Source organism: Xenophilus sp. (assembly GCF_044462705.1).
Lineage (GTDB): Bacteria > Pseudomonadota > Gammaproteobacteria > Burkholderiales > Burkholderiaceae_C > Xenophilus > Xenophilus azovorans.
Genome location: NZ_JBIQNC010000030.1, coordinates 1 through 17,644 on the forward strand (window position 1 = coordinate 1; position 17,644 = coordinate 17,644).

16 protein-coding genes are annotated in these 17,644 nt (G+C 70.6%); 10 read left to right on the forward strand and 6 right to left on the reverse strand.

Going from position 1 to position 17,644, the window contains the following annotated elements; genetic code table 11:
- The 5 genes from ACIY1X_RS07425 to ACIY1X_RS07445 all read left to right on the forward strand — a co-directional run.
- The coding region (locus ACIY1X_RS07425; RefSeq protein ID WP_399679458.1) for a S1C family serine protease at window positions 1-886 on the forward strand (886 nt) is incomplete at its 5' end.
- 22 nt (window positions 887-908) lie between these two features.
- Window positions 909-1,931 carry an AAA family ATPase gene (locus ACIY1X_RS07430; protein ID WP_399679461.1) on the forward strand — a complete coding sequence of 341 codons (1,023 nt, stop codon included), beginning with the start codon at window positions 909-911 and terminating at the stop codon, window positions 1,929-1,931.
- Window positions 1,931-2,914: a DUF58 domain-containing protein gene (locus tag ACIY1X_RS07435; RefSeq protein WP_399679463.1), complete on the forward strand. Its 984-nt coding sequence runs from the start codon at window positions 1,931-1,933 to the stop codon at window positions 2,912-2,914. The genes ACIY1X_RS07430 and ACIY1X_RS07435 overlap by 1 nt, the downstream gene beginning before the upstream one ends.
- 58 nt (window positions 2,915-2,972) lie before the next feature.
- Window positions 2,973-4,010 carry a VWA domain-containing protein gene (locus tag ACIY1X_RS07440; protein ID WP_399679524.1) on the forward strand — a complete coding sequence of 346 codons (1,038 nt, stop codon included), beginning with the start codon at window positions 2,973-2,975 and terminating at the stop codon, window positions 4,008-4,010.
- A gap of 29 nt (window positions 4,011-4,039) precedes the next feature.
- Window positions 4,040-4,801, forward strand: coding sequence for an SDR family NAD(P)-dependent oxidoreductase (locus ACIY1X_RS07445; RefSeq protein WP_399679466.1), 762 nt, complete (start codon window positions 4,040-4,042; stop codon window positions 4,799-4,801).
- A 10-nt stretch (window positions 4,802-4,811) separates the two neighbouring features.
- Here ACIY1X_RS07445 and ACIY1X_RS07450 read toward each other — a convergent pair whose 3' ends face one another.
- Both ACIY1X_RS07450 and ACIY1X_RS07455 read right to left on the reverse strand, forming a co-directional pair.
- Complete coding sequence (locus ACIY1X_RS07450) at window positions 4,812-5,195, reverse strand: nuclear transport factor 2 family protein (protein ID WP_399679470.1); 384 nt, start codon at window positions 5,193-5,195, stop codon at window positions 4,812-4,814.
- 72 nt (window positions 5,196-5,267) lie between these two features.
- A complete protein-coding gene (locus ACIY1X_RS07455) occupies window positions 5,268-6,557 on the reverse strand; it encodes an SUMF1/EgtB/PvdO family nonheme iron enzyme (protein ID WP_399679472.1) in 1,290 nt (429 codons plus the stop codon).
- A 159-nt stretch (window positions 6,558-6,716) separates the two neighbouring features.
- Here ACIY1X_RS07455 and ACIY1X_RS07460 point away from each other — a divergent pair, with 159 nt between their 5' ends.
- The 3 genes from ACIY1X_RS07460 (at window position 6,717) to nhaA (ending at window position 10,670) form a co-directional block, all read left to right on the forward strand.
- Entirely contained in the window at window positions 6,717-7,325 is a 609-nt protein-coding gene (locus ACIY1X_RS07460; protein ID WP_038205218.1) for a TRAP transporter small permease subunit, read from the forward strand.
- 17 nt (window positions 7,326-7,342) lie between these two features.
- A complete protein-coding gene (locus ACIY1X_RS07465; RefSeq protein ID WP_399679475.1) occupies window positions 7,343-9,190 on the forward strand; it encodes a TRAP transporter large permease subunit in 1,848 nt (615 codons plus the stop codon).
- A gap of 121 nt (window positions 9,191-9,311) precedes the next feature.
- The gene (nhaA, locus tag ACIY1X_RS07470) at window positions 9,312-10,670 is read left to right on the forward strand and encodes a Na+/H+ antiporter NhaA (RefSeq protein ID WP_399679478.1); all 1,359 of its coding nucleotides are present in this window, start codon (window positions 9,312-9,314) and stop codon (window positions 10,668-10,670) included.
- Between the two features lie 165 nt (window positions 10,671-10,835).
- On the opposite strand, the gene dctP is transcribed toward nhaA, so the two are convergent.
- The 4 genes from dctP to xseB form a co-directional block, all read right to left on the reverse strand.
- A complete protein-coding gene (gene dctP, locus ACIY1X_RS07475) occupies window positions 10,836-11,918 on the reverse strand; it encodes a TRAP transporter substrate-binding protein DctP (RefSeq protein WP_038205208.1) in 1,083 nt (360 codons plus the stop codon).
- A gap of 147 nt (window positions 11,919-12,065) precedes the next feature.
- Window positions 12,066-13,925: a 1-deoxy-D-xylulose-5-phosphate synthase gene (gene dxs, locus ACIY1X_RS07480; RefSeq protein ID WP_399679480.1), complete on the reverse strand. Its 1,860-nt coding sequence runs from the start codon at window positions 13,923-13,925 to the stop codon at window positions 12,066-12,068.
- 26 nt (window positions 13,926-13,951) lie between these two features.
- A complete protein-coding gene (locus tag ACIY1X_RS07485) occupies window positions 13,952-14,902 on the reverse strand; it encodes a polyprenyl synthetase family protein (RefSeq protein WP_399679483.1) in 951 nt (316 codons plus the stop codon).
- Window positions 14,899-15,150, reverse strand: coding sequence for an exodeoxyribonuclease VII small subunit (gene xseB, locus ACIY1X_RS07490; protein ID WP_038205188.1), 252 nt, complete (start codon window positions 15,148-15,150; stop codon window positions 14,899-14,901). The genes ACIY1X_RS07485 and xseB overlap by 4 nt, the downstream gene beginning before the upstream one ends.
- 218 nt (window positions 15,151-15,368) lie before the next feature.
- On the opposite strand from xseB, the gene ACIY1X_RS07495 reads away from it, so the two are divergent.
- Complete coding sequence (locus ACIY1X_RS07495) at window positions 15,369-16,535, forward strand: aromatic ring-hydroxylating dioxygenase subunit alpha (RefSeq protein WP_399679486.1); 1,167 nt, start codon at window positions 15,369-15,371, stop codon at window positions 16,533-16,535.
- Between the two features lie 86 nt (window positions 16,536-16,621).
- The gene (locus ACIY1X_RS07500) at window positions 16,622-17,545 is read left to right on the forward strand and encodes a DMT family transporter (RefSeq protein ID WP_399679489.1); all 924 of its coding nucleotides are present in this window, start codon (window positions 16,622-16,624) and stop codon (window positions 17,543-17,545) included.
- The last annotated feature ends 99 nt before the right edge of the window (window positions 17,546-17,644 follow it).

Here is a 17,644-nt window from a genome sequence, read left to right on the forward strand (position 1 = left end):
CGCGCCGGCTTCGGCCCCCCCGAAGGCCCGGCGTGGCCGCCGCGCCGCGGCGGCCGCCGTGCTCGCCGCGGCCGCCCTCGGCCTGGCCGGCGGTGCCGGCTACCTGTGGCCGCGCGCGCCGGGCCAGGTGCTGACGCAGAAAGACATCGACGCCGCCGTGCTGCGCACGCTGCAGAAGGAGACGCTGCCCTCCCCCGCCGCCCGCGCGGCCGAGGCGGTGCGGCCCTCGGTGGTGCGCGTGGTCGGCTACGGCGAGGAGAAGAAGACGCCCGCCGCCAAGACGGAAAAGCGCGGCCGCAACCTGGCCAAGGGCAAGGCGCCCGAGGCCGCCGAGCCGCCGGGCGAGGTCGAGCGCGGCGTGGGCACCGGCGTGGTGATCGTCGACAAGGGCGTGATCCTCACCAACCTGCACGTGGTCGCCGGCGCCGACACCATCAAGGTCACCTTCTTCGACGGGCTGGAGTCGCCCGCCACCCTCACCGGCGTGCAGCCCGAGAACGACCTGGCGGTGCTGCAGGCGCAGAAGATCCCCGACGACCTGATCGCCGCCACGATGCGCTCCACCGCCGACCTGCGGCCGGGCGACCAGGTGGCGGCGGTCGGCTTTCCCTTCGGCATCGGGCCGTCGGTGTCGGCCGGCGTGGTGTCGGGCCTGAAGCGCTCCTTCCGCTCGCCCGAGGGCAAGCAGGAGCTGGACAACCTGATCCAGTTCGACGCGGCGGCCAACCCCGGCAACTCCGGCGGGCCGCTGGTAAACATGGACGGCGAGGTGCTGGGCATCGTCACCGCCATCCTCAACCCGACGCAGCAGCGCACCTTCATCGGCATCGGCTTCGCGGTGCCGATCGAGAACGCGGCCTCGGCCGCGGGCTCGCCGCCCTTCTGATCTTTAGTCCGAGGACCGACGCATGAGCCAGGAAGACATCACCGCCGCCGCCCCCACGCCCGCCTCCACCGCCGAGCTGATGGAGCAGATCCTCTACCAGGTCAAGCGCGTGGTGGTCGGGCAGGACCGCTTCCTGGAGCGGGTGATGGTCGCCATGCTGGCCGGCGGGCACCTGCTGGTCGAGGGCGTGCCCGGCCTGGCCAAGACGCTCACCGTCAAGACGCTGGCCGACACCGTGCGCGGCGAGTTCAAGCGCATCCAGTTCACGCCCGACCTGGTGCCGGCCGACCTGGTGGGCACGCGCATCTACAACCAGAAGACGGGTGACTTCACCACCGCGCTGGGCCCGGTGTTCGCCAACCTGCTGCTGGCCGACGAGATCAACCGCGCGCCGGCCAAGGTGCAGAGCGCGCTGCTGGAGGTGATGCAGGAGCGGCAGGTCACCATCGCCGGCGAGACGCACAGGGTGCCGCGCCCCTTCCTGGTGATGGCCACGCAGAACCCGATCGAGACCGAGGGCACCTACCCGCTGCCCGAGGCGCAGGTCGACCGCTTCATGATGAAGGTGCTGGTGGACTACCCGAGCGAGGAAGAGGAGTTCGTGATCGTGCAGCGCGTGATCGGCGACACGCCGGAGGCGGTGCCGGTGGCCACCACGCTGCAGCTGGCGCAGCTGCAGGCCCAGGCGCGCAAGGTGTATGTCGATCCCTCGCTGATCCAGTACGCGGTGCGGCTGGTCTCGGCCACGCGCAACCCCGAGAAGTTCGGGCTGAAGAACACGCGCGCGCTCATCACCTTCGGCGCCAGCCCGCGCGCCACCATCAACCTGACCGAGGGCGCGCGCGCCCTGGCGATGCTGCGCGGCCGCAGCTACGCGCTGCCCGAGGACATGAGCGACCTGGTGCCCGACGTGCTGCGGCATCGCATCACGCTGTCGTACGAGGGCCTGTCGGAGGGCCTGACACCCGACGCGCTGGTCGAGCGCATCATGAAGGCCGTGCCGCCGCCGGCCCGCCCGCTCGAACACGAGAAGCAGGTGGCGTGATGGCCTGGTGGCGCAAGTCCAAGCCCGGCGGCGCCGCCAACGACGAGCGCCCGCTGGAGACGGCGCAGGCCGCCGAGCGGCTGCTGCGCCGGCTCGAATGGACGGTCGTGCGCCGGCTCGACGGCCTGCTGCAGGGCGACTACCGCACGCTGATGCGCGGCGCCGGCCTGGACCTGGCCGACCTGCGCGAATACCAGTTGCACGACGACGTGCGCCACATCGACTGGAACGTCACCGCGCGGCTGCAGCAGCCGCACGTGCGCGTGTTCACCGAAGACCGCGAGATGGCCGCCTGGTTCGTGCTGGACCTGAGCCGCTCGGTGGACTTCGGCTCCGGCACGCGCGCCAAGCGCGAGATCTCGCAGGGCTTCGTCGGCGTGCTGGCGCGGCTGCTGACGCGCCACGGCAACCGGGTCGGCGCGCTGGTCTACGGCACCGAGCTGGAGGCGGTGCTGCCGCCGCGCGGCGGCCGCCCGCAGGTGCTGCAGCTCCTGCACCGCATGGCGCGGCGTGCGCCCGCGGCCCGCGGCGCCAAGGCGCAGAAAGGCATGACGCGGCTGGCCGAACTGCTGCGCTCGGCGGCGGCCATGATGCCGCGGCGCTCGATGGTGTTCGTGGTGTCCGACTTCCTCTCCGAGCCGGGCTGGGAAAAGCCGCTGGGCCACCTGGTGCAGCGCCACGAGGTGGTGGCGGTGCGCCTGTTCGACCCGCTGGAGCGCGAGCTGCCCGACCTGGGCCTGGTGCCGCTGACCGACGCCGAGACCGGCGAGCAGATGTGGGTGGACACGCACGACGCGGGCTTCCGCCGCCGCTTCGCCCGCATCGCGGCCGAGCGCGAGGCGCGGCTGCGCGAGGCGCTGGCCCGTGCCGGCGTGGACACGCTCGAACTCTCCACCGACGACGACCTGGTCGATGCCGTGGTGCGCTTCGCCGACATGCGCCGGCGCCGCGTGCGCCACGGCCGCGCCGCCGCCGCGGCCTGACGCATCCTCCCTGACCGGTACGCATATGGACTTCTCCACCTTGCTCCGGGGCCTGCCGATGGGCTTCCTCTGGCCCCAACTCCTCTGGCTGCTGGCCGCGGTGCCGGTGCTGGTGCTGCTGTACGTGTGGCTGCTGCGCCGCAAGAAGAAGCTGGCGGTGCGCTATGCCAGCCTGTCGATCGTGCGCGAGGCGATGGGCCCGGGCCAGTCGATCCGCCGCCACCTGCCGCCGCTGCTGTTCCTGCTGGCCCTGGTGGCGATGATGATCGCAGCCGCGCGGCCGCTGGCGGTGGTGACGCTGCCCTCCAACCAGCAGACCATCATCCTGGCCATGGACGTCTCGGGCAGCATGCGCGCCGAGGACGTCAAGCCCAACCGCCTGATGGCGGCGCAGGAGGCGGCCAAGGGCTTCATCAAGGACCTGCCGCGCAACGTGAAGGTGGGCGTGGTGGCCTTCGCCGGCAGCGCCAACGTGGCCCAGCTGCCCACCACCAACCGTGACGACCTGATGGCGGCGATCGACTCCTTCCACCTGCAGCGTGCCACCGCCACCGGCAACGCCATCGTCGTCTCGCTGGCCACGCTGTTCCCCGACGCGGGCATCGAGGTGACGGACTTCAGCCCGGCGAGCCGCCGGCAGGGCATCCCGATCGAGCAGGCCGGGCGGCAGAAGAAGGAGTTCACCCCGGTGCCGCCGGGCTCGTACAGTTCGGCCGCGATCATCATGCTCACCGACGGCCAGCGCACCACCGGCGTGGACCCGATGGACGCCGCCAAGGCCGCTGCCGACCGCGGCGTGCGCGTCTACACGGTGGGCATCGGCACGGTCGACGGCGAGACCATCGGCTTCGAGGGCTGGTCGATGCGGGTGCGGCTGGACGAGGAGACGCTCAAGGCCGTGGCCAAGCAGACCGCCGCCGAGTACTTCTACGCCGGCACCGCCACCGACCTGAAGAAGGTCTACGACACGCTCAGCTCGCGCCTGACGGTGGAGAAGAAGGAGACCGAGATTTCCGCCCTCTTCGCCCTGGGCGCCGCGCTGCTGGCGCTGCTCTCTGCGGGCCTCTCGCTGCTCTGGTTCAATCGGCTGCTTTGACTCACGGCAACGAGGAAGGCGGTCAGGAGATGTTCGATCTGAGCGGCAAGGTCGCCCTGGTGACGGGCGGCAACGGGGGCATCGGCCTGGGGCTGGCGCTGGGGCTGGCGCAGGCCGGCGCGCGCGTGGCGGTCGCGGCACGCAACGAGGCCAAGTCCGCCGGCGCCGTCGAGCAGTTGCGCGCGGCCGGCAGCACGGACAGCTTCGCGCTGCCGATGGACGTGGCCGACGAGGCCTCCGTGCAGCGCGGCTTCGACGCCCTGGCCGAGCGCTGCGGCGGGCTGCACATCCTCGTCAACAACGCCGGCACCACGGTGCGCAAGCCGGTGGACCAACTCGCGCTGGCCGAGTGGCAGCAGGTGATGGACACCAACCTGACCAGCGCCTTCCTGTGCAGCCGCGCCGCGCACCCGCTGATGAAACGCGCCGGCGGCGGCAAGATCATCAACATCGGCTCGATGATGTCGATCTTCGGCGCCCCCTACGCGCCGGCCTACGGCGCCAGCAAGGGCGGCATCGTGCAGCTGACCCGGGCGACGGCGGCCTCGTGGGCCGTCGACAACATCCAGGTCAACGCGATCCTGCCGGGCTGGATCGCCACCGAGCTGACCGACGCCGCCCGCAGCCAGGTGCAGGGCCTGAACGAACGCGTCATCGCCCGCACGGCCGCCGGCCGCTGGGGCCAGCCGAAGGACCTGGCGGGCACGGCCGTGTTCCTGGCCAGCGCCGCCTCGGACTTCGTCACCGGCACCGCGATCCCGGTCGACGGCGGCTACTCGATCGCGGCCTGAGCAGCAGCGCTCAGGCGCCCTGCGGCACCTTGTCCAGGAAGCCGGTCACGCGGCGCAGCCTGCCGCCCTGCAGGTCGGCGAAGTCGGTGCCCTGGATCAGGTCGCGCGCCTCCTGCGGGCCGAGCGTCCACGAGAAGCGCAGGTGCTCGCCGTGCGCGTCGGGCGTGCCGATCAGCGCGAAGCGGAAGCCCGGGTAGCGTTCCTGCACCGCACCGACCAGGGCGCTGATCTGCTCGTGGCCGCGCACGGCGGCCAGCGGGTCGGCGTAGGCGGCGTCCTCGCACCAGTGGCTGCGCAGCAGCTCGGCGCGGCGCGCGGCGTCGGGCTCGTTCCACAGCGCGATGTAGTGGCCGGCGAGGGCCCGGGCATCGACGGTGGCGGGGGTGGTGGTCATGGCGATCTCCTGTGTGCGTTGAGGTGCACGCATGGTCGCCGCGCCGCGGCCGCCGGTCGATGACCTGTCAGGTCATGGTGCGCAGGTGCGGAAGCCGACGAAGCCGGCGTCCCACCCCGGCGCCGCGAAGCCGCGCCAGCGCGGCGAGCGCATGCGCGAACGGGCCGCGAAGGAGGCGCCGCGCAGCACGCGCGCCCGCGACCAGGCCGGTGCCGGATCGAACTCGGTGCCGGCGCTCCACGGGTCGGCCCGCTGGCCCGGCCAGGGCCGCAGCGTGCCGGCGGTCCACTCCTGCACCTCGCCCCAGCGGAAGCCGCGGCGCGCGGCGCTGCAGGCGGCGATCTCCCACTCCACCTCGGTGGCCAGGCGCCGCCCGGCCCAGCGCGCCCAGGCATCGGCCTCCCACCAGCTCACGTGCATGGCCGCATGCGGCCCCGCCGCGCGCACGGTCTCGCCGAAGCGCCGCAGCAGCACCGAGCCGCCGGCGCCGGCGCCGTGGCCCAGGCCGATCTGCTCCACGTGGCGCGGGGCGCGCCGCCCGCTCGCCTGCACCCAGGCCCAGCCCTCGGGCGACCACCATTCGGGCCGGTCGTAGCCGCCGTCGTCCACGAACTCGCAGAACTGCTGCCAGGTCACGGGCTGGGCGTCGATCTCGAACTCGGGCACGTCCAGCGCCAGCGCGCCCGTCTCCTGCGCCAGGTGGAAGCCCGGCGCCTCGCCGGCGCCCAGCGTCCAGCGCGTGGCCGGCACGGCCAGCGGCGCACGCGGCGCGCCGGGCGGCGGCAGCGCGGCGCCGATCGGCAGGCCCAGCGCCTGCGCCATCTGCACCAGTTGCTCGCCGCGCCAGTCCTCGTGGAACAGGGCCAGGCGGTAGAAGTACAGGCCGGCGTCGGTCTCGGCCGCGCGGCCCAGCAGTTCCAGCGTGCCCTCCAGCGTCTCCAGCAGGTAGGCGCGGGTGGCCGCCATGCCGGGCACGCCGGGGCCGGCGCGCTCGGACGGGGGGCACACCTGCGGGTCCCAGGTGGCGTCGGCGCCGGAGTCGACGGCCGCCAGCCGCGTCGGCCGCGCCGGGCAAGCCACGCCCAGGGCACGCTGCGTGTTGCGCGCGATCCAGGCCTCGGCGAACCAGCCGATGTGGCCGGCCAGCCAGCGCGGCGAAGGCAGGCCGGGCGGCACCGGCGCCGGCAGGTCCAGTTCGGGCGAGTGCAGCGCCTGCTCGAACAGCGACAGCAGGTGCAGCGTGTGGTTGCGCGCATCGATCAGCGCCAGCGACAGCAGTTCGCGTCCGGCATGGCGCATGCCGGGGGCGTCGATCGACGCCGTGCCGTGCGGGCTGGCAGCCGGGCGCTGGGAGTCGGGCATCGGACGATTATGGTCGGCGAGGGTCGTCCCCAACGGGCAGGACATGGCCGCACATTTAGAATTCGCCGCCCGCTGCACCCGACCCGCCGGCTCACGAGGCCGGTGCGTCGGGTGCAGTCGTGTTTACGGGCATCCAACTCAAAATGGGGTAGAGACGACATGCAAGGCTTGCTCAAGCTTTCGCGGGCCATCGACTGGCTCAACGCCCAGGTGGGCAAATACGTGATCTGGCTGATCCTGGCATCCACCGCCATCAGCGCCATCAACGCCGTCGTCCGGAAGGTGTTCAACACCAGCTCGAACGCCTTCCTCGAAGTGCAGTGGTACCTGTTCGCCTGGTCGTTCCTGGTGGCCGCCGGCTTCACGCTGCTGCACCGCGAGCACGTGCGCATCGACGTCGTCAACAGCCGGCTGCCCAAGAAGGCGCAGATCTGGATCGACATCGTGGGCTTCGCCCTCTTCCTGACGCCGGTGTGCCTGCTGGTCCTGTACTACGGCATCCCGATGCTGGTGCAGAAGTTCGAGACGGGCGAGATGTCCGGCAACCCCGGCGGCCTGATCCGCTGGCCGGTGTGGCTGGCGCTGCCGATCGGCTTCGTGCTGCTGATGGTCCAGGGCTGGTCCGAGCTGATCAAGCGCATCGCCTTCCTGACCGGCGACGGTCCCGACCCCACCGTCAAGGCGGGCGAGAAATCGGCCGAGGAGGAACTGGCGGAGATCCTGCGCCAGCGCGAAGAGGAAAAGAAGACCGGGGCCGTGCCTCACTGAGCCCCGGAGAGATCGCGATGGAATTCATCACCGCCAACTTCGCCCCGATCATGTTCGCGGGGCTGGTCGTCTTCCTGCTGCTGGGCTTCCCGGTGGCCTTCAGCCTGGGCGCCGCCGGCCTGACCTTCGGCCTCATCGGCATCGAGCTGGGCGTGTTCCCCTCGTCGGTGCTGGCCTGGCTGCCGCAGCGCCTGATCGGCATCATGTCCAACGACACGCTGCTGGCCGTGCCCTTCTTCACCCTGATGGGCCTGATCCTTGAGCGCAGCGGCATGGCCGAGGACTTGCTCGACACGGTCGGCCAGGTCTTCGGCCCGCTGCGCGGCGGCCTGGCGCTGGCCGTGATCTTCGTCGGCGCGCTGCTGGCCGCGACGACCGGCGTGGTCGCCGCCTCGGTCATCTCGATGGGCCTGATCTCGCTGCCCATCATGCTGCGCTACGGCTACGACCGGCGCTTCTCCAGCGGCGTGATCGCCGCCTCGGGCACGCTGGCGCAGATCATCCCGCCCTCGCTGGTGCTGATCATCATGGCCGACCAGCTCGGCCGCAGCGTGGGCGACATGTACAAGGGCGCCTTCGCGCCGGCCTTCCTGCTGGTCGGCTGCTACGTGGCCTACGTCGCCGTGCTGGCCATCTTCAGGCCGGCCGCCGTGCCGGCGCTGCCGCCCGAGGCGCGCGTCTACCGCCAGGCCGACGGCAGCGGCGGCTACCGCTCGCTGGGGGTGCTGATGGCGATCTCCTTCATCGTCTCGGTGCTGCTGGCGCGCCACATGGAGGCGGTGCACACCTGGTGGCTGGGCGAGGAGGTCAAGTTCGTCGCCACCGACGAGAAGGTCGTGGTCGCCATGTGCGGCGGCACGGCCGTGGCGCTGCTGATCGCTCTGGTCAACAAGTACGCCAGGCTGGGGCTGCTCTCGCGCCTGGCCGAGCGCGTGACCTTCGTGCTCATCCCGCCGCTGCTGCTGATCTTCCTGGTGCTGGGCACCATCTTCCTGGGCGTGGCCACGCCCACCGAAGGCGGCGCCATGGGGGCCGTGGGCGCGCTGGTCATGGCCTGGTCGCGCGGGCGGCTGGGCATGAAGCTGCTCACGCAGGCCCTGGCCACCACCACCAAGCTGGGCAGCTTCGTGATGTTCATCCTGATCGGCGCCACCATCTTCAGCCTGGTGTTCCAGGCGGCGGACGGCCCGATCTGGGTGGAGCACCTGCTGTCCAGCCTGCCGGGCGGACAGGTCGGCTTCCTGGTGTTCGTGAACGTGCTGGTGTTCTTCCTGGCGTTCTTCCTCGACTACTTCGAGCTGTCCTTCATCGTCGTGCCCCTGCTGGCGCCGGTGGCGGACAAGCTGGGCATCGACCTGATCTGGTTCGGCGTGCTGCTGGCGATGAACATGCAGACCTCGTTCATGCACCCGCCCTTCGGCTTCGCGCTGTTCTTCCTGCGCTCCGTGGCGCCCGACAAGCCCTACCTGGACCGCGTGACGCAGAAGATCATGCAGCCGGTGACCACGATGCAGATCTACAAGGGCGCCATCCCCTTCGTGCTGATCCAGCTGTTCATGGTCGGCGTGATGATCGCCTTCCCCGGCCTGGTCACGGGCAACCTGGACAAGGCGCAGAACTACGACCTGAAGGCCGTCGGCGAGCAGATGCGCGAGCAACTGGCGCCGGAGGAAGGCGGCGGCTACGGCAGCGATGCCGGCTACGGCTCGGACGAGCAGCCGGCGCCGCAGGAGCAGCCGTCGCCGGAAGCGGCGCCCCAGGAGCCGGGCGCCGCCGCCACGCCGGAAGCGCCGGCGGCGCAGGACGACGATCCGATGAAGGCCATGCAGGACGCGCTGCAGCAGCAGCCTGCGTCGAAACCCTGAGCGGCGCGGCGGCCGATCCCCCGTCGGGCCGTCGCCGCTGCGTAGAATCGCGCGAGGGTGTCAGCCGCATGCCGCGGTGGGACAGGTTCATGCGCTGGTCGGGCCGCCACGCGGAGTTGTCATGACCATCCACCGCCCCGCTCTTCGGAAAGACCCTTCGCGCGCTCAGCTCCTGGCCGAACGCGCCTTCGCCACCCTTGAGCGCTTTCTGCACATCGAAGCCGCCAGCGGCAGCGTGCTGCTGATCGCGGCGGCCGTCGCGCTGATCTGGGCCAACTCCCCATTCGCCCACGCCTACCACGCGCTGTGGCATCTGCCGCTGTCAGTCGGCATCGGCAGCATCGTCTATTCCCAATCGCTGCACTTCTGGATCAACGATGCGTTGATGACCGTCTTCTTTCTGGTGGTTGGGCTGGAGATCCGGCGGGAAATCCACGAAGGGGCGCTGAGCGATCTGAGACAGGCGAGCCTGCCGATCGTGGCCGCGCTGGGCGGTGTTGCCGTGCCCGCCCTGATCTACCTGGGACTGAACGTCGATCCGGCAGGCCGGAACGGCTGGGCAGTGCCGACGGCGACCGACATCGCGTTCGCCGTGGGCGTGCTGGCGCTGCTGGGCCGCTCGATTCCTTCCAACGTGCGCGTCTTCCTGCTGGCGCTGGCGATCATCGACGACATCATCGCCGTGCTGATCATCGCGCTGTTCTATTCCGGCGGACTCGACTACCACGGCTTCATCATTGCCGGGCTGGGCGTCCTGATCGTGCTCGGGTTCCAGCGCATCGGCATCGGCTCGGCCTGGGCCTATGTGCTGCCCGGCGCGATCGTCTGGACCGGCCTGCTGATGACCGGCGCGCACCCGACGCTCGCCGGCGTCGTGCTCGGCATGATGACCCCGGTGGTGGCGCTGCGCACCCGCGAGCATCCCATGGATCTGGTCACGCACGCGGCAGAGCAACTGCGCGCGCATGACGACCGCGCCGAGACCGGCACGCACCACCCGGCGGGAGCGCTCAGGCAGCTCCGGCTGGGCCAGCGGGAATTGCTGCCGCCGGTGGTGCGGGTGCAGACGGCGCTGCACCCCTGGGTTGCCTACGGCATCATGCCCCTGTTCGCCCTGGCCAATGCCGGCGTCAGCATGGACGGCATCGACCTGTCGGCCGGCGGTCCGCAGTGGATCATGGTCGGTATCGCGCTGGCGCTGGTGGCCGGCAAGCCGCTGGGCGTGATCGGCACGAGCTGGCTCGTGGTGCGGCTGGGCTGGTGCCGGCTGCCGCCAGGCGTGTCCTGGGGCGGCATCTGCCTGATCGGCCTGCTGGCAGGCATCGGCTTCACGATGTCCATCTTCATCGCCATGCTCGCCTTCGCCGACGAGCGCCTCCTGGGCGCGGCCAAGCTGGGCGTGCTGGCGGGCTCGCTGGCGGCGGCCGTGCTGGGGCTGGCCTGGGGCGCCGTGTACCGGCGCACGAGCCGTACGGCCTGACCGCGCCACACGCCCGCGCCAGCAAAAAGGCCCGCTGTCGCCAGCGGGCCTTTTTCTTTTTTTGTCGCCGGGCCGCCCCAAGACAAAAAGCATCCCCTCGGGGGATCGGGCAAGCGCGAAGCGGTTGACCGAGGGGTCTTTCTTGTCCGGTCGACGCAGCGGCCGTCAGATCTTCACGCCGTTCATGTACTGGTTGAACGGGAACTCCGAGAAGCGGTTCCACAGGATCTGGTCGCGCTGGAAGGCGCGCATGTCCTGGTGGATCTTCTTGAACACCGGCGACTTGGCCTCGTGCTCGGCGAACACCTCCATGCAGGCCTTGAAGCCGGCATCGATCACCGCCTTCGGGAAGGCCTTGAGCTGGGTCTTCTCGGCCACCAGCTTCTTCAGCGCGATGGGGTTGTAGGTGTCGTACTTGGCGGTCATGTCGGTCGCCGCGACGGCCATGGCGGCGTCGAGGATGGCCTTGTTCTCGGCCGACAGCGCGTTGTACTTCTTGACGTTGATGAAGAACTCCAGGTCGGCGCCGCCTTCCCACCAGCCGGGGTAGTAGTAGAAGGGCGCGACCTTGTTGAAGCCGAGCTTCTGGTCGTCGTGGGGGCCGACGAACTCGGCCGCATCCAGGGTGCCCTTCTCCAGCGCCTGGTAGACGTCGCCGGCCGGCAGGTTCTGCGAGACCACGCCCAGCTTGGCCATGCCTTCGCCGAACACGCCGCCGCCCATGCGCATCTTCAGGCCCTTGAGATCGTTGACGGTCTTGATCTCCTTGCGGTACCAGCCGCCCATCTGCGTGCCGGTGTTGCCGGCGCTGGCGGTCTTGAAGTTGTACTGGGCGAAGAACTCGTCCATCAGCTTGCCGCCGTTGCCGTAGAGCTTCCAGGCGGTGTTCTGGCGGGCGGTCAGGCCGAAGGGCACGGCGCAGCTGAAGGCGAAGACCGGGTCCTTGCCGGTGAAGTAGTAGGCGGCCGTCTGGGCCATCTCGATGTTGTCGCCCTGCAGTGCGTCGACCACGCCGAAGGCGGGCATCAGTTCGCCCGCGGGGTGGACGGAGATCTCGAACTTGCCGCCGGACAGCGCCTTGACGGTCTGCGACAGTTTTTCGGCGCTGCCGAAGATGGTGTCGAGCGAACGGGGAAAGCTGGAAGCCAGGCGCCAGCGCACCGCGGCCTGCGCGTGCACGGCCGGTGCGGCACCGGCAGCCAGCACGCCGGCGATGCCGGCATTCTTGATGAGGGAACGACGATCCATCTGAAAGCAACTCCGTTAGGAATGAAAAACACGAACGCGGCTCGTGGCCGCGTTCTCTGAGCAGAACAATTGTAAAAACGCCTTACAAGTGCCCCTTGCGGGTTTTCCCTGCGCACGGTGGACGCACGCGCGGCAATGCGCACGGCATCACGCCTTGTCTTCGGGAAAACGCGTTTCGATGGCCGCCCGGATGCCCTGCGCATCCAGGCCCACGCCGGCCAGCAGCCGGGCCGGGTCGCCATGTTCGATGAAGCGGTCGGGCAGGCCCAGCTGCAGCAGCGGCATGGCGATGCCGGCGGCCTGCAGCGCCTCGGCCACCGCGCTGCCGGCGCCGCCCATCACCGCGCCCTCCTCGACCGTGACCAGCGCCTCGTGCGTGGAAGCGATCTGCTTGAGCAGTTCCAGGTCCAGCGGCTTGGCCCAGCGCATGTTGACCACCGTGGCGTCCAGCGCCTCGGCCGCCTCCAGCGCCGGGTACAGCAGCGTGCCGAAGGCCAGGACGGCGATGCGCCTGCCCTGGCGGCGCAGCTCGCCCTTGCCGAAGGGCAGCGCATCGAGCGTGAGAGGCGGCTCCTTGCCGACGCCGGCGCCGCGCGGATAGCGCACCGCCACCGGGTGGCTCTGCGCGTAGGCCGAGCTCAGCAGCTGCCGGCATTCGGCCTCGTCGGCCGGGCAGGCGATGCTGATGTTGGGCACGCAGCGCAGGTAGGCGATGTCGTAGGCGCCGGCGTGCGTGGCGCCGTCCGCACCGACCAGGCCGGCGCGGTCCAGCGCGAAGACGACAGGCAGGTTCTGGATCGCCACGTCGTGGATGAGCTGGTCGTAGCCGCGCTGCAGGAAGGTGGAGTAGATCGCCACCACCGGCTTGAGCCCCTCGCAGGCCAGCCCGGCGGCGAAGGTGACGGCATGCTGCTCGGCGATGCCCACGTCGTAGTAGCGGCCGGGGAAGCGCTGCTCGAACTCCACCAGGCCCGAGCCCTCGCGCATCGCCGGCGTGATGCCGACCAGTCGGCCGTCCTCGGCCGCCATGTCGCACAGCCACTGGCCGAAGACCTGGGTGAAGGTCTTCTTCGGCGCCGCGGCCGGCTTGACCAGGCCGACGGAGGGATCGAACTTGCCCGGCCCGTGATAGGCCACCGGGTCGGCCTCGGCCAGCTTGTAGCCCTGGCCCTTCTTCGTCACCACGTGCAGGAACTGCGGACCCTTGAGCTGCTTGATGTTCTCCAGCGTGGGGATGAGCGAGTCGAGGTCGTGCCCGTCGATCGGCCCGATGTAGTTGAAGCCGAACTTCTCGAACAGCGTGGCCGGCACCACCATGCCCTTGGCCTGCTGCTCGAAGCGCTTGGCGAACTCGAACAGCGGCGGCGCCGCGCGCAGCACGCTCTTGCCGACGTGCTTGGCGGCCGCGTAGAACTGGCCGCTCATGAGCTGCGCCAGGTAGCGGTTGAGCGCGCCCACCGGCGGGCTGATCGACATGTCGTTGTCGTTCAGGATGACGAGGAAGTTGATGTCGTCGTAGACGCCCGCGTTGTTCAGTGCCTCGAAGGCCATGCCGGCGGTCATCGCGCCGTCGCCGATGATCGCCACGGCGTGGCGGTCCTCGCCCTTCTGGCGCGCGGCCAGCGCCATGCCCAGCGCCGCCGAGATGCTGGTCGACGAATGCGCGGTGCCGAAGGTGTCGTAGGGGCTCTCGGCGCGCTGCGGGAAGCCCGAGATGCCGCCCTGCTGGCGCAGTGTGGGCATGCGCTCGCGCCGGCCGGTGAGGATCTTGTGCGGGTAGGTCTGGTGGCCCACGTCCCACACCAGCCGGTCTTCCGGCGTGTCGAAGACGTAGTGCAGCGCGACCGTGAGCTCCACCGTGCCGAGGTTGGAGCTGAGGTGCCCGCCGGTGCGCGAGACGTTGTCGAGCACGCAGGTGCGCACCTCGTCGGCGAGCTGCTTGAGCTGCTCGCGGTCCAGGCGGCGCAGGTCGGCGGGATCGTTGATCGTGGGAAGGAGGGGAGCCATGGATGCGTGGGGCGGCGCTTCGGCCGTTATCGGTCGCGGTCGACCACCATGTGGGCCAGCGCACGCAGCGCGGCCGTGTCGGACAGCCGCGTGCGCGCGAGGGCGGCCAGGGCCTCGTCCAGCAGCCGCGCGGCATTGGCGCGCGCGCCGTCCAGGCCGAGCAGCGAGACGTAGGTGGGCTTGTCGGCGGCGGCGTCCTTGCCGGCCGTCTTGCCCAGGGTCGCGGAATCGGCGACCACGTCGAGGATGTCGTCCACCACCTGGAAGGCCAGGCCGAGGGCAGCGCCGTAGTCGCGCAGGCCGGCCAGCACTTCGGCCGGCAGCTCGCCGGCGCAGGCGGCGCCCATCTCGACGCTGCCCTGCAGCAGCGCGCCGGTCTTGAGGCGGTGCATCTCGCGCAGCTCGGCTTCGGCCAGGCGCCGGCCGACGCTGGCCAGGTCGATCGCCTGGCCGCCGGCCATGCCCTGCCCGCCGGCGGCGCGGGCCAGCAGGCGCACCAGCCGCGCCTGCACGGCGTCGGGCACGCGCTCGCCGTCGGGCACCAGTAGTTCGAAGGCCAGCGCCTGCAGCGCGTCGCCGGCCAGCAGCGCGTCGGCCTCGCCGAATTTCACGTGCACCGTGGGCTTGCCGCGGCGCAGCACGTCGTTGTCCATGCACGGCAGGTCGTCGTGCACCAGCGAATAAGCGTGGATCAATTCGACGGCGCAGGCGGCGCGCAGCGCGGCCTCCTCGACGGCCGGCGCCGGCGCGCCGGCCAGCGGCGCCACCGCCTGGCTGGCGGCCACCACCAGCAGCGGGCGCAGGCGCTTGCCGCCGTCGAGCACCGCGTAGCGCATGGCCTTGCCCAGGTGGGCCGGCGCATCGGCGCCCACCCAGCGCACCAGGGCCGCCTCGACCCTGTCGAGCTGTGGCGTCATCCAGTCGGAGAGTTCGTCCGCGCTCCAGCGCGGGGCCAGCGCGGCCGTCGTCGCCGTCATTGGCCCGACCACGCCTTCAGGCTGCCGGCGTCCAGCACCTTGATCTGATCCTCCACGGCCTGCAGCCTGTCGCGGCAGAAGGCCAGCAGCGCCGCGCCGCGCTGGTAGCTGACCAGCAGCTGGTCCAGCGGCAGCTGGCCCGATTCGAGTGCGGCGACCAATTGTTCGAGTTCCTGCACGCCCGCCTCGTAGGTGGCAGGCAGGGGCGCGGCGTCGGAGCCGGCGGGAGAGGAAGGCGCCTTGGGCATGCAAAGACCGGAAAGAAACCGGTGATTCTAGAAGGCCGCACCTCAGCGCGCAGATATCTCCGGGGTACAATCCCTGCTCATTCCCGCGCCGGCCTTCGCCGGCGCAACTTTTTCCGCGGAGACGTTGGCCCTGCAATCCGCCGGGCGGCTCAGTCGCAGGAAAGAGGCGGGGGTTCTCGGTTTTACACCTCCCTGTGGGGAGCTTGGTCAGGTCACCCATGTCTGATTTAAGTCTTCGACTGCAGCAGGCTTCGAGCCAACTTCCGGTTTCCGCGTATTTCGACGAGGCCCTGTACGCCCTCGAGATGGAGACCTTCTTCGCCAACGGCCCCCGCTACGTGGGCCACCGCCTCGCGGTGCCCGAACCCGGCAGCTACCACGCCCTGCCCCAGGAGGGCGAGGGCCGCGCCCTCGTCCATACGCCGCGCGGCGTCGAGCTGGTGTCCAACGTCTGCCGCCACCGCCAGGCCGTGATCCTGCGCGGGCGCGGCCAGCTCGATGCGCGCGCCAGCGGCCACATCGTGTGCCCGCTGCACCGCTGGACCTACAACGCCGCCGGCGCGCAGCCCACCGGCACGCTGCTGGGCGCGCCGCACTTCGCGCAGGACCCGTGCCTGAACCTCAAGACCTGGCCCCTGCGCGAGTGGAACGGCCTGCTGTTCGAGGACAACGGCCGCGACATCGCCGCCGACCTGGCGAACATGGGCCCGCGCGCCGCGCTCGACTTCACCGGCTTCCACCTCGACCGGGTGGAGATGCACGAGTGCAACTACAACTGGAAGACCTTCATCGAGGTCTACCTGGAGGACTACCACGTCGGCCCCTTCCACCCCGGCCTGGGCAACTTCGTCACCTGCGACGACCTGCGCTGGGAGTTCAAGCCCGAGTACTCGGTGCAGACGGTGGGCGTGGCCAACCGCCTGGGCCGCGCCGGCAGCCCGGTGTACCAGCGCTGGCACGAGCAGCTGCTGAAGTACCGCGAGGGCCAGCCGCCCGAATACGGCGCCATCTGGCTGACGTACTACCCGCACATCATGGTGGAGTGGTATCCGCACGTGCTCACCGTCTCTACGCTGCACCCGATGGGCCCGGGCAAGACCATGAACATGGTCGAGTTCTACTACCCGGAGGAGATCGCCCTGTTCGAGCGCGAGTTCGTCGAGGCGCAGCAGGCCGCCTACATGGAAACCTGCATCGAGGACGACGAGATCGCCGAGCGCATGGACGCCGGCCGCCGGGCCCTGATGGCGCGCGGCGACAGCGAGGTCGGCCCCTACCAGAGCCCGATGGAGGACGGCATGCAGCATTTCCACGAGTGGTACCGCCAGCGCCTGGCCGCGGTGCCGGGCGCGCTGCAGCGGCTGGCCACGCCGGGTTGCAGGTGAACGACACAGGTTCATCGTCACTGCGGGGCGCCTCCGGCCGGGGGCGCCCTTTTCAATTCACGGGTCGTTGACCCAGGGGAGCGGGCATGCAAGGCCTGTGGATGGTGCTGTCGGCCCTGCTGTTCGCCAGCATGGGCGTGTGCGTCAAGTACGCCTCCGCGCACTTCACCAGCGCCGAGATCGTGTTCTGGCGCGGCGTGATCGGCATCGCCTTCATCGCGGTGCTGGCGCGGCGCCAGGGCGTGCCGCTGGCCACCCGCTACCCCGGCATGCATGCCTGGCGCAGCGTGATCGGCACCGCCTCGATGGGCTCGTGGTTCTACGCCATCGCGCACATCCCGCTGGCCACCGCCATGACGCTCAACTACATGAGCAGCATCTGGATCGCCGCCTTCCTGGTCGGCGGCGCGCTGCTGGCCTGGGCGCCGGTGCCCGGCCGCAACGGGCGCATGCCGCTGCCGCCCATGCAGGGATCGCTGACGCTGACCGTGGTGGCCGGCTTCGCGGGCGTGATCCTGCTGCTCAAGCCGACCACCCAGGGCACCGACGCCTTCGCCGGCATGGTGGGCCTGCTGTCGGGCATTGGCGCCGCCTTCGCCTACATGCAGGTGATGGCGCTGTCGCGCATCGGCGAGCCCGAGACGCGCACCGTCTTCTACTTCGCCGTCGGCTCCATGGTCGCTGGCGTGCTGTGGATGCTGTTCACCGGCGTGTCGGCCTGGTCGTGGCGGCATGCGGCATGGCTGGTGCCGGTGGGCGTGCTGGCGGCCCTGGGCCAGCTGTGCCTGACCTACGCCTACGCCAGCGCCCACACGCCTGCCGCCACGCTGGTGGTGGCCAACCTGCAGTATTCGGGCATCGTGTTCGCGGCGATGTACAGCGTGCTGCTGTTCGGCGACCGCATCGACGCGGCCGGCTGGGCAGGCATCGCGCTGATCATCGGCAGCGGCGTCGCCGCCACCGTGCTGCGCCAGCGGGCCGTGCCGAAAGCGCCTGCCGAGGAGCACTGAGGCGCCGGCCGCGTGCACGGGGCGCCGAGTGCCCGCACAATGGTCGCTTGCCTTTCCTTGCGCGCGCCATGACGACCTACAGCACCCTCATCACCGCCG

Bases quoted from the DNA above. Each gene is read 5' to 3' on its own strand.
- ACIY1X_RS07430 (WP_399679461.1), top strand. From the start codon at position 909: ATGAGCCAGGAAGACATCACCGCCGCCGCCCCCACGCCCGCCTCCACC.
- ACIY1X_RS07435 (WP_399679463.1), top strand. From the start codon at position 1,931: ATGGCCTGGTGGCGCAAGTCCAAGCCCGGCGGCGCCGCCAACGACGAG.
- ACIY1X_RS07440 (WP_399679524.1), top strand. From the start codon at position 2,973: ATGGGCTTCCTCTGGCCCCAACTCCTCTGGCTGCTGGCCGCGGTGCCG.
- ACIY1X_RS07445 (WP_399679466.1), top strand. From the start codon at position 4,040: ATGTTCGATCTGAGCGGCAAGGTCGCCCTGGTGACGGGCGGCAACGGG.
- ACIY1X_RS07450 (WP_399679470.1), bottom strand. From the start codon at position 5,195: ATGACCACCACCCCCGCCACCGTCGATGCCCGGGCCCTCGCCGGCCAC.
- ACIY1X_RS07455 (WP_399679472.1), bottom strand. From the start codon at position 6,557: ATGCCCGACTCCCAGCGCCCGGCTGCCAGCCCGCACGGCACGGCGTCG.
- ACIY1X_RS07460 (WP_038205218.1), top strand. From the start codon at position 6,717: ATGCAAGGCTTGCTCAAGCTTTCGCGGGCCATCGACTGGCTCAACGCC.
- ACIY1X_RS07465 (WP_399679475.1), top strand. From the start codon at position 7,343: ATGGAATTCATCACCGCCAACTTCGCCCCGATCATGTTCGCGGGGCTG.
- nhaA (WP_399679478.1), top strand. From the start codon at position 9,312: ATGACCATCCACCGCCCCGCTCTTCGGAAAGACCCTTCGCGCGCTCAG.
- dctP (WP_038205208.1), bottom strand. From the start codon at position 11,918: ATGGATCGTCGTTCCCTCATCAAGAATGCCGGCATCGCCGGCGTGCTG.
- dxs (WP_399679480.1), bottom strand. From the start codon at position 13,925: ATGGCTCCCCTCCTTCCCACGATCAACGATCCCGCCGACCTGCGCCGC.
- ACIY1X_RS07485 (WP_399679483.1), bottom strand. From the start codon at position 14,902: ATGACGGCGACGACGGCCGCGCTGGCCCCGCGCTGGAGCGCGGACGAA.
- xseB (WP_038205188.1), bottom strand. From the start codon at position 15,150: ATGCCCAAGGCGCCTTCCTCTCCCGCCGGCTCCGACGCCGCGCCCCTG.
- ACIY1X_RS07495 (WP_399679486.1), top strand. From the start codon at position 15,369: ATGTCTGATTTAAGTCTTCGACTGCAGCAGGCTTCGAGCCAACTTCCG.
- ACIY1X_RS07500 (WP_399679489.1), top strand. From the start codon at position 16,622: ATGCAAGGCCTGTGGATGGTGCTGTCGGCCCTGCTGTTCGCCAGCATG.